Source organism: Colwellia sp. BRX9-1 (genome assembly GCF_014077195.1).
In the GTDB taxonomy this organism is placed as follows: domain Bacteria; phylum Pseudomonadota; class Gammaproteobacteria; order Enterobacterales; family Alteromonadaceae; genus Colwellia_A.
Genome location: NZ_JACGVM010000046.1, coordinates 1 through 2,376 on the forward strand (window position 1 = coordinate 1; position 2,376 = coordinate 2,376).

General features: G+C 42.4%; 2 protein-coding genes. Both read left to right on the top strand.

Annotated elements, in window-relative coordinates:
* Positions 1-125 precede the first annotated feature (125 nt).
* Positions 126-977, top strand: a complete 852-nt coding sequence (locus tag H4J76_RS19350) for a tyrosine-type recombinase/integrase (RefSeq protein ID WP_182231125.1) — start codon at positions 126-128, stop codon at positions 975-977.
* Positions 974-2,107 (top strand): IS91 family transposase, encoded by a 1,134-nt coding sequence (locus H4J76_RS19355; RefSeq protein WP_182231126.1) that lies wholly within the window; start codon positions 974-976, stop codon positions 2,105-2,107. Before H4J76_RS19350 ends, H4J76_RS19355 begins: the two co-directional genes overlap by 4 nt.
* Positions 2,108-2,376 lie beyond the last annotated feature (269 nt).

Sequence of the window (2,376 nt, forward strand, 5' to 3'; positions counted from 1 at the left end):
TGCTTAGTTTTTCGGTCTAATAAGCTGTTGAACTAAACCGCTTCGCGGGGAGTGGCAACTCCCTGACATATCACTGCATTTCAACCACACTTAACTTGCTACTCAACCTTTTTTGGAGGCAAGTTATGACACCACTAAGACAACAGTTACTTGACTGTATGCAAGTACGACACTTTTCAATTAGAACACAGCAAGCCTATGTTCGTTGGGTTTACGACTTGGCGAAACATACCCATCGCTCCCCTGATTCATTGCAAGACAGTGAGTTAAAAAAGTACCTTTGGTCATTAACCCTAGAGCGCCATTTATCATCAAGTTCATGTGCACAGGCGTTTCATGCGTTAAACTTTTTTTATGGTCAAGTGCTTGGGCGAACGTTCAGTGAGCAGTTGTTACCTCCGATGAAGCGGCAACAGAAGATCCCTGAACTTTTAAGTATCTCTGAAGTGAAACGGATCATTGATATCTGCCACAACCCTAAATATCGCATGATGATCATGTTGTGCTACGGCTGTGGCTTACGTCTTAGTGAAGTCTGCTCGCTCAAGGTAAAAAATATAGCGGGAAAAGAAAAGGTTATACACCTTCAACAAGCGAAAGGCGCTAAGGATAGGTGTATCCCCGTATCTGATTCCTTGCTACACGAATTACGACTTTATTGGCAACGTTTTCACCCTATCGTTTACCTGTTTTTTAAACCGATAGAAGATAAACCGTTACATCAATCGTCATTACAAAAAGCCTATAACAAAGCAAAAAAGGATGCTGGGGTTGTTAAAACAGGCGGCATACACGCCTTGAGACATGCCTTTGCCACGCATCAGTTAATGGCTGGTATGCCACTACCGGAGTTACAGCATATTCTAGGGCATAAAGACATTCGAACCACCGTGCGATATACCCATTGGCTACCTCACTATCAAGCGGTGAACGAAGCACAATTTGATTTGCTTAAGCAATTGGAGCTACACTCATGAACGGCTCATTGCTTCAGCAAATTATTGCACAAGGGCTGCCACACCTTGAGAAGAAAACCATCACACCGAGGCAATGGCAAGTTTTACATCACCTTCAGGATTGTCGAACTCAAGCGATGGGCAGTTATCAATGGCACTGCAACCACTGTGAGCAAGATACCCAGTGGTATTGTTCTTGTCGTGACCGACATTGTCCGGTGTGCCAAGGTAAATCACGAGAGCAATGGTTACGTAAACGACAAGCGGATGTACTCCCTGTCGCTTATCATCATGTGGTATTCACTTTACCGCATCAGTTTAATGGTTGGGCAACATTACATCCTAAGATACTTTATAAAATGCTATTTAAGGCTGTCTGGGAAACATTAAGTGAATTTGCAAATGCAAGACATCACCTGGATGGTCAGTTGGGTATGTTGGCGGTGTTACACACTTGGGGTCAAACCTTGTGTCGGCATATTCATTTGCACTGCCTGATCCCAAGTGGTGTGTTAACCCAAGATAAGCAATGGTGCTGTAGTCGTAAAGCGGGATACTTATTCCCGGTGAAAGCTTTATCAGTGAAGTTCAGAGGTAAAATGCTGAATGGTTTAGAGGGACAAGCCAACGCAGGTGAGCTTCATCGATTAGAACAAACAACGATTAGGCAAGTATTGAATCAAACGGCTCGGTTGAAATGGAATGTTTATAGCAAACCTACCATTGGTCATACCGATACAGTGGTTAACTATTTAGCACGTTACTGTAATCGCGTAGGCATTAGTGAAAGTCGTTTATCTTTAAGGGGCGAAAATAACGTATTAATGCGCTACAAGGACTATCGTACCAATGAGACAACTCATATGGATTTGTCTGCGGCAGAGTTGATAAGGCGATTTTTATTACATGTTCTGCCCAAAGGTTTTATGCGGCTGCGTTATTACGGATTCATGGCTAATTCAATAAGGCGTAAATCGTTAATCCTCATTAGGAAAAGCATAGATAAAGAGATAGAGAAGCTTGAAGACGATATCACAGACAGAGTAAAGGATGAAATAGGACCTGAATGTCCAAGATGTCATCATGCAGGGATGATCTTGATAGGAATTCTATTGCCGAACAAACCGTTAGCGCAGTTTCGAACGATCTAGTTGAGTGGTGTAATCTGTTAATTATGCGTTGAAAAAAGCGATAGTAGAGGCTTCGTTTGTCTTGAATAAAGCCCCTGATAAGGTAAACTGGCTTGATAACGTTGAGCAAAATAGAGTAAGGAAGCTACTGATAATGCGTTGTTGGTTAAACCCCTTCCTGTCACTGAAATGACTCAATAAACAAAAACCATATAGACGGTGCCTAGCGGCTCAGTCCAACAGGACATTTATCTCTCATGCTTCGACAAGAGATAAATGCTTAATTGTTA